Annotated in this window: 8 protein-coding genes, 1 tRNA gene and 1 pseudogene; 3 read left to right on the forward strand and 7 right to left on the reverse strand. The window is 71.2% G+C overall.

Translation table 11 applies throughout. From position 1 onward, the window contains the following. Positions 1-304 precede the first annotated feature (304 nt). The 7 genes from IQ220_RS15100 to IQ220_RS15125 form a co-directional block, all read right to left on the reverse strand. The gene (locus IQ220_RS15100; RefSeq protein ID WP_228009301.1) at positions 305-1,837 is read right to left on the reverse strand and encodes a helicase RepA family protein; all 1,533 of its coding nucleotides are present in this window, start codon (positions 1,835-1,837) and stop codon (positions 305-307) included. Then, positions 1,831-2,304: an AAA family ATPase gene (locus tag IQ220_RS15105; RefSeq protein WP_193916308.1), complete on the reverse strand. Its 474-nt coding sequence runs from the start codon at positions 2,302-2,304 to the stop codon at positions 1,831-1,833. The genes IQ220_RS15100 and IQ220_RS15105 overlap by 7 nt, the downstream gene beginning before the upstream one ends. After that, the gene (locus IQ220_RS15110) at positions 2,301-2,459 is read right to left on the reverse strand and encodes a hypothetical protein (RefSeq protein WP_193916311.1); all 159 of its coding nucleotides are present in this window, start codon (positions 2,457-2,459) and stop codon (positions 2,301-2,303) included. The genes IQ220_RS15105 and IQ220_RS15110 overlap by 4 nt, the downstream gene beginning before the upstream one ends. Next, positions 2,456-3,442 carry a hypothetical protein gene (locus tag IQ220_RS15115; protein ID WP_193916314.1) on the reverse strand — a complete coding sequence of 329 codons (987 nt, stop codon included), beginning with the start codon at positions 3,440-3,442 and terminating at the stop codon, positions 2,456-2,458. Before IQ220_RS15115 ends, IQ220_RS15110 begins: the two co-directional genes overlap by 4 nt. Before the next feature lie 141 nt (positions 3,443-3,583). Further along, positions 3,584-3,715, reverse strand: coding sequence for a hypothetical protein (locus tag IQ220_RS16180; protein WP_255511019.1), 132 nt, complete (start codon positions 3,713-3,715; stop codon positions 3,584-3,586). A 275-nt stretch (positions 3,716-3,990) separates the two neighbouring features. After that, on the reverse strand, positions 3,991-5,250 hold the full coding sequence (locus tag IQ220_RS15120; protein ID WP_193916317.1) for a hypothetical protein: 1,260 nt from the start codon (positions 5,248-5,250) through the stop codon (positions 3,991-3,993). A 76-nt stretch (positions 5,251-5,326) separates the two neighbouring features. Further along, positions 5,327-5,398: transfer RNA gene (locus IQ220_RS15125), tRNA-Val, on the reverse strand. A 180-nt stretch (positions 5,399-5,578) separates the two neighbouring features. Between IQ220_RS15125 and IQ220_RS15130 the strand changes: the two are divergent. The 3 genes and pseudogenes from IQ220_RS15130 to mazG all read left to right on the forward strand — a co-directional run. Further along, positions 5,579-6,340, forward strand: a pseudogene (locus tag IQ220_RS15130) (lysophospholipid acyltransferase family protein); the annotation flags it as partial. A gap of 79 nt (positions 6,341-6,419) precedes the next feature. Beyond that, entirely contained in the window at positions 6,420-6,920 is a 501-nt protein-coding gene (locus IQ220_RS15135; protein WP_193916326.1) for a DUF2227 family putative metal-binding protein, read from the forward strand. Between the two features lie 41 nt (positions 6,921-6,961). Beyond that, the gene (gene mazG / locus IQ220_RS15140; RefSeq protein WP_193916330.1) at positions 6,962-7,831 is read left to right on the forward strand and encodes a nucleoside triphosphate pyrophosphohydrolase; all 870 of its coding nucleotides are present in this window, start codon (positions 6,962-6,964) and stop codon (positions 7,829-7,831) included. The last annotated feature ends 98 nt before the right edge of the window (positions 7,832-7,929 follow it).

The raw sequence follows: 7,929 nt of genomic DNA on the forward strand, positions 1-7,929 counted from the left end.
TGATGCCTGGTAGGCGCTGCCAGGGCCTGCCGCTGCTCGGCCAGGGGATCAGCGGCACCAGGGGTCGGCACTGGCTGGGGTGGGGTGCGGCCACCTGCGGGGACGGGTGCCGGAACCTGGGCGGTGCCGGTCTGGATGGGATCACCACAGCGGACGCAGTGATGGATCAGCACGCCACCCGGGGTGGGCCAGATGATCGTGGGGTGCCCGCAGTAGGGGCAGTGGATGTGGAGGCCGCCGCAGGTGGGGCAGGGCTCAGGGCGGGGGGATTCGAAGCGGTGCATGGGTCCAGGGGGGTGTGTGGTCAGGTAGCCAGGCCGGGGAGGCCCTGCTGCTTGTCGTCGCCGTCGTCGGGCCGCTCGTCCTGCTGCTCGGGGGAGCTGCGGCGCTTCTTCTCCTTCTTCGGCTCCGGCGGTGGGGTGATGCCGTACCGGCTCAGCAGCTGCTTACGGGTGGCCATGCGGCTCTCGGTGCCGTTGCCGATCTGGAACCTGTCGGCGGTCAGGTGAGCAGTGATCCGCCAGGGGGTGGCTCCCTTGGCTCTCTTCAGTCCTGGCGCGGCTTCTGACCGGCTCCCCTGGTGGCTCCCATGAGGCTCCCGCTGGCTCCCTTCCGGGTCGGGGGCATCAGGGGGGAGTGAGGGCTCCTGACTCTCCTCAGAGGATGGGAGCCGATGGGAGCCGATGGGAGCCGGTAAGGGAGCCGGTGACTCACCAGTGTTTGCAACAGGGGAGCCAAGGGAGCCAGGTTCTACAGATCCACGTGTAGGAGAGATGGAAGGCCGCTCAGCACCGGCCGCGGCAGCGATCGGGTCCTCCTCCAGCCGGCGGGCCCGCTGTCGGGCGTGCAGGTGCTCCAGGTCCTCGGCCTCGGCCGCTGTGATGCCGTCGCCGTTCTGATTCGCATAACCGCCGCGGCGCCGTTCGCGTTCGGTGTCCTCCTCACGCTCGGGGGATTCGTACGGCTCCTCCCATCCCCCACCAGGAACAGAGCGGTAGGTGTTCTCCTTCCCCACCCGCTGGTGTTCCACCAGGCCCAGATCAGCGAGGCGCCGTAGCTGTTTCCGCAGCGCCGCGGCCTTGGGCTTGCCGTCCTTCACATCGGCTTCCCAGTCGATCTTCATTCCCTCCGCCACCTGCCGGGTGGTGAGGAACTGGCCGGCCTGCCCGTCGAGGGCCTCCAGCACGCGGTGCTGTTCCTTCGTGAGGCTCCTTCTCTGATGCTCCCGCTGCCGCTGCCGCTTGTGCTCTCCGGCATCCCCCACCAGGGACCAGCCCTCGGCATCCATCCGCACGACGAGGTGGACCGTGGGGCCTCCCCGCTTCGTGCTGAGGAGCTCCCGCTCGGGACTGGCTTCATCGGCCACCATCTGGCCGTGCTCCATGCGGTGGACGAGGCCCAGACCGATCACCCGGGAGACGGCGGCATCCACGGCACCGGAGCCGCGGCCAGCGCCAACCCCGAGGTTCTGCTCCTTGCCGGCTGCCTTGCGGGTGTGGTGGAGCAGCAGGCCCCAGGCATCTCCGAGGGCCTCCACCAGCCCGTAGACGGGGCCAGCGGCAGCGGCCTTGTCCTCGTCCACTCCCTCGGGCAGCAGCCTTGCCAGGGAGTCGGCGATCACCAGCAGGCCGGAGCCGATGACATCGGCGCGGCTGCGCACCAGCCCCAGTCCGTCGGCATTGAGGCGGAGGCCTGCCTCCAGCGGCCACAGCTCCAGGTGTTCGTGGAGGCGAACGGTGGACCATTCCCCGTCCTCCTCGATGGTCTGCGCCAGGCCGAAGGGCTGCAGGGTCTGGTGCCAGTCCTCCCGGTCCTGATCGCTGCCGAGGATCAGCACACGGCGATCAGAGACGGCGGGACCGTTGACGGTGAAGCCAGAACAGACCCGGAGCCGTAGAGCCACTGCGCGGCGATGTAGGAGGCCAGCCGGGACTTCCCCCCGCCTGAGGCGCCAACCAAGAGGTTGAGGCCATGGCGGAAGATCCCCTGGACGGCCCATGGGCGGGCGCGGACGCGGAAGGCCCCACCCATCGGCGGGGGTTCGGCAGCAGGCCTGCGGCGGAGCTGGGCGGCTTCTAGCAGCTGCTCCGCTCCGCGTGCTCCCAGCCCCAGGCCCTGCTGTGAGGCTTGCCAGCGCATGGCGGCCAGCTGCCTTAGGTAGGTGCCGCCCTCCTCCACCAGCTCGTCGGCCTTCTCCTCCATCGCCTCCCATGCGGCCTTGAAGGGGTCGGGGCCATCGGGTGGCGTGGCCGGGTCGATACCAGCAGCGGCCAGCAGCTCGGCGCCTGTTCTTGCGGCGGTCATCGCCCCGCCCCCCAGAACCAGGCGGGCGTGGCCTGATCGCCGCCGCTGGTGGCCACCTGCCGCACGTTCCAGCCGCAGGTGGCGGAGGGGCTGTGGGCCTCCATCAGGCTGATGGCCGTGTCGATGCCGTAGCCGGCCTCCTCGCAGGCCTTCACCAGGCCCCAGAGGATGTTTCGGTCGCCGTAGGCGCTGCCGTCGCCGGCATAGGTGCCATGGCCCGGGACGCGGCGCGGGAGGGTGGCCAGGTGATCGGCGATCTCCCACAGCGTCGGGACGCGGCTGCGGCGCACGGCGGCGGCAGGGCGGGGCGGCAGCAGTGGCCGCGGCGGTTCAGGTGGGGGGGCGGCTGCAGGGCCTGGAGGTGCTGCTCCAGGGCGGCAGGATCGACCAGCGTTCCGGTGGCGGTGTGGATAGTTGCCAGGGCGCCGGTGCGGGGGTGGATGCCGCCGGCCAGCCGCATCACCTGATTGGGTTTCTTGAGGGAGCCGTCAACACTGGCGGCCGGCTCCAGCTGCCCATAGGCGCCGATCACCAGGGCCTGGAGCCTGGCCCAGTCCGCAGGTGGCACCGGCCTGGAGAGGCGGTAGTAGCAGTGCGCCGACTTCCCGCCGGTGTCGATGCTGAAGGTCGGCGGCGCACCGAACACGGCCGCGGCCAGGGCCAGCTGATCCGACTTCGGGAAGCCCTCGCGGTCACATTCAGCGAACAGCCACCTGCAGGGGCCTATGTGTTCAATCGAGGCGCCCCACTGCTTCGGCGCGCACCAGCCCTCGCGGCGGCCACTGTTCCACAGCTCGCAGCGCTCAGCCTGGTAGGCCTGCTGCTCGGCGGCGGTGAGGGGCTGGCCTTTGCGGATGCGGCGGATGGGGAAGTGATCGGGCTGGCTGCCCCAGTCGGGTGGCTGCGGAAGGGCAGCGTTGACCACCAGCCCCAGCGAGTGGCTCGGGGCCTCCCGGGTGGCGGCCTCGATACCCGCGAGGAGCTCCGGATCAGCCTCCAGCACCTGGCCCGCAGTGGTGCGGAAATAGCGGCTGAAACCCACCGACTGGCCAGGTTGAGGCCGCGGCGGGAACAGGGTCAGCAGCAACGGGGCATCCGGCCGCTGGTGGCCCCGCAGCATCGCCACATGAGCAGCCAACGGTGGCCAGCAGAACGGCGCCGGGGCCAGGCCCTGGTGCTGCTCGGGTCGGACGGGGGCGGGGTCGGCCACAATGTCTCTACGCAATAGTTCCCTCGCCCCGCAGGGCAGCCACCGACGGGGTCTTTTCTTGTCCGGCCATCAGCGGGTGGCCGAGGCGAAACGGTCTCCGTCCGACTTCGGCCGCCTGATCTGCTTGCTGCGGCGGGTCATGGTCTGCTCCACCGCCTCCAGATCCCAGCGGAGGGTGGGCCTGCGGAGGCTTTCACCCACCGCCACGAAATGAACGCCAGGCCGGAGAATGTCGGCCGCTCGCATACGGCCGAGCGTGTTTCTTGCCACGCGGAGAGACTCCGCCACCTCAGCGGTTGTGCACGTGAAAGCCATTAGAGAAACGAGGAGCGGTTAAGTCAGCGGTGGCAACTGCTCCGCTTTGGTATCACCATAACTCCACAATTGCCCCAGTCAACACATAAAAAAGGAACGGTTCTTCGCTGCCATTTCCTTTTTCGACTCGGGGCAGATGCCGAAGGTGAGGTGGGTGCCTTTTATTGGACAGCTCTGGCCGCCACCATCTGCTGCACCTTCGCCTGGAGAGCCGGCCCATCGAGCTGGCGGCCGTAGGTGGCCAGGTGCACCTGCGGCGAGTGGCCCATCAGCTCTGCGGCCTCCCGCACGTGCAGCCCCAGATCCAGCCCCAGCCGCAACGCATAGGCATGGCGCAGCCCATAGGCGGTGAGGTCGGCGGGCATGTGCAGGCGGCGGAGCTGCTGCGTCATGTGCTGCCCGGGGCTCGCCAGCCGCTGGCTCCATTCGGGGAGGCCGTGCTCCCACCAGCGGCGCAGCAGGTGGTGGCAATCGGGCGGCCAGTCCCTAGGCGATACGGCCACCACCTGCCGCGGCCTGGTGGTGCCCTTGCTTGATCGCTTGCTGCGGTGCACCACCGCCAAAGGCGCAGCATCACCGCTGGCCTTGAGTTCCAGTCCGATCAGCTCCTGAGGCCTCAGGCCGAAGGCCGCCAGCACGTCCCAGGCGAGGAGGTCTCCGGGGCTGAGCCTGAAGCTGGCCATGATCCGCTCGCGCAGCTGCTGGATCTCGCCGTCGCTGAATCCACGCACGCCGGCCGGGTTGGCGGCAGCGCGGCCGCTGCCCCGCATGGAGGTCAGATCCTGGGACCAGGGCCAGGCCGCCTCCTTCCACAGCCTGCGGGCGCGGTCGTAGCCCATCTGGCGAGCTCTGCTGTTCGGCTCCCACTGCCGCAGGTAGGCACTAAGGAGGGCGGCATCTTCACCCGCGGGTGAAACTGCGGCCGCGGCCACCAGCCGGCCCAGGTAAGGCTCCCAGGTGCGCTGCCAGGTGCGGGCTCCCATCTGCTCGCCCACCAGGGCGGTGCGGAGCTGGGCTACCAGACGCTCCAGGTGATCGGCCTGTAGGCGGGTGGGATCGTCGCTGTCACGCGGCGCGGCAGGATCAGGCCAGCTCCAGGTGCCCGCCATGCAGTTATCGAACACACTGCAGGCCTCCGCCAGGGCCGCGGCAGCGTTCAGTGGCCCGGGTGGGGTGTTGAGGGTGAGGCTTCGGTTCTTCGCTGCCCCTGGCGCTTCACCCGGCCGCGGCGGGAGCTCTGCCGACAACACCCGCAGGCGGTCGCGGTGCTGCTCGATGTACCACCCGGGCCGGCCGAGGCGGTGGCCCTTGAAGGCGCGGCTGAGGTTGCGCAGCCAGGGAGGGGAGGCCAGGGCGGCGGGTGGAAATCTGGGTGAAATCCTGGCATTAACGGGGGCAAACGGGGTCAAACTGGCACCCATGTACCAGCCTGCAGCACTCCTGAAACCCCTTGTCCCACCTGGCCTGATCGCTGCCTGGGCCTGGCATCTGGGGGGATGCGCGATGCCGGGTTCGAACCAGCGACATCCTGCTTGTAAGGCAGGCGCTCTACCGCTGAGCTAATCGCGCGTGGGCATGACGCTACCGCAACTCGGCCGGCTCTCCGGAGCACCCGCAGCCCCGTCAGGGGGGCCTCGCCGGCGGCGGCGGCGCCGGCCGCCCTCCCGCCTGCAGCGGCTGCGCTGGCGCCTGGAAGCCCTGCTGGTGCGGCTGTTGCTGGCCCTGCTGCAGGGGCGCCTCCACGGCACCATGCGGCGCGGCATCCGGATCGCCTGCGGCGTGGCGTTGCCCGTGCTGGCGCCCCGGCTGCAGACGGCCAACGCCAACCTCGAGCGCGTCTACGGCGGCCAGCTGAGCCAGGCCCAGCGGCAGCGGCTGGCGGCCCGCTCGCTGCAGAGCTTCTTTCTCTCCTGCCTGGAATCGATCATCCAGCCGGTGCACCCCGAGCGGATCACGGCCGAGGGCGAGGGGCTCTCGGAGCTGCTGGCCACCCATCAGCGCGGCGAGGCCCTGATCGTGGGCTCACTGCATCTGGGCTGCTGGGATCTGGCCCTGCGCTGGCTCAGCGAGCGGCTCGACAACCTGGCCGTGATCTACAGGCCCGCCCACAACCCCCACGCCGACGCCCTGCTCAACGCCGCCCGCAGTGCCAACAGCCACTGCCGCTGGATCTCCCAGTTCGATGCCCGCGGCATCCTGCAGAGCCTGCGGGATGGCTGCGGCCTCGTGGTGATGACCGATCTCTACAGCCAGCGCAGCCCATGGCAGGTGGACGTGCTGGGCCTGGCCACCCGCTTTGCCACCGGCCCGGTGAGCCTCTCCCAGAAAACCGGCGCGCCCCTGTTCCCCGTGGCCCACGTGCGGGAAGACGACGGCCGCTTCCGGCTGATCTGCGGCCCAGCGCTGCGCCCGGGGCAGGGGCCCGAGGCCCTGGCCGCCCAGGCCCAGGCCCTGAGCCGCTGGCACGAGCCCTGGATCCAGGCCTACGCCGAGCAGTACTACTGGATCAACCGCCGCTGGCGGCATGGCGATGGCAGTGGCGGGCGGCTGCGCCAGCTGCCGCCACCAGCGGCCCGGGCCCTGAAGCCTGATGGCCAGCGGCCGCAGCCACGACCGCGCCACCTGGCTGCTGGCCCTGCCCTTTGCGCTGCTGTGGGCGCCGGCCCTGGGCCTGGCGGGGCTGGGCACCGCCGGACTCAGCTTCCTGGTGGGCGGCCTGCTGCTCTCCCCCGACCTCGACACCCGCTCCAACGCCACCCGCCGCTGGGGCCCCCTGAAGCTGCTCTGGTGGCCCTACCGCAAGGGGCTGGCGCACCGCTCGATGCTCTCCCACAGTCCGCTGCTGGGAACGGCCGGCCGCCTGGCCTACCTGGCCCTGCTGGCCCTGGGCCTGACCGCCCTGCTCAGCCCGTTCGGGGCGCCCTCGCCCGCGGAGCTGCTGGGCTGGGCCGGGGGGCTCTGGCGCGGGCAGCGGCCCCTGCTGGTGTGTGCCCTGGTGGCCCTGGAGGCCAGCAGCTGGCTGCACCTGATCCAGGATGGCGACCCGATGCCGCGGCTGCCCAGGCCGCTGCGCCGCCGCCGCCGCCGCTGAGGCCCGGGCGGCCCCCTGTCCCCTTGCCGAGGCCCTGGCCGATGCCCGCCGATCCCAGCCTCAACGCCCTGGCCGAACTGATCGCCGTGGTGGCGCGGCTGCGGGATCCCGCCGGCGGCTGCCCCTGGGACCTGGAGCAGACCCACGCCTCCCTGCTGCCCTACGTGCTGGAGGAGGCCCACGAGGTGGCCGATGCCATCCGCCACGGCGATGACGATCATCTGAGCGAGGAGCTGGGCGACCTGCTGCTGCAGGTGGTGCTGCACGCCCAGATCGCCAGGGAGTCGGGGCGCTTTGATCTGGAGGCGATCGCCCGGGGCCTCAGCGCCAAGCTGATCCGCCGCCACCCCCACGTGTTCGCCGGCGCCGGAGTCAAAGACAGCGCCGCCGTGCGGGCCAGCTGGGCGGCGATCAAGGCCGCCGAACGGCCGCAGCAGTCGGCCAGCCCGGTGAGCGAGCGGCTCGGCCCCAAGGTGCGCAGCCAGCCGGCCCTGGCCGGCGCCATGGCCATCTCCCGCCAGGCCGCCGCCGCCGGCTTCGAGTGGGACGACCTCAGCGGCGTGTGGGAGAAGGTGCACGAGGAGCTCGACGAGCTCAAGCAAGCCGTGGCCAGCGGCGACCGGGCCCATGCCCAGGAGGAGCTGGGCGATGTGCTGTTCACCCTGGTGAACGTGGCCCGCTGGTGCGGCATCGACCCGGAAACCGGCCTGGCCGGCACCAACCACCGCTTCCTGGACCGTTTCTCCCGCGTGGAAGCCGCCCTCGGCGGCGACCTCGGCGGGCGCGGCATCCGCGAACTGGAGGGGCTGTGGCAGCAGGCCAAGGCGGCGATCCGGGCCGAGGCGGCAGCCGCCCAGGCGGCCTCAGCTACTCATCCGGCAGGTTCGGGCGGCCCTGGCGCCGCAGCTTGATCGCCCCCCGCTGCTTCTTCGCCGCCAGGCGCCGCTCCACCGAGCCGCGGCTGGGCCGGGTGGGGCGCCGGGGGCGGCGGGCGGCGGCCGCAGCGCCT

It is taken from the genome of Cyanobium sp. LEGE 06113, assembly GCF_015207615.1.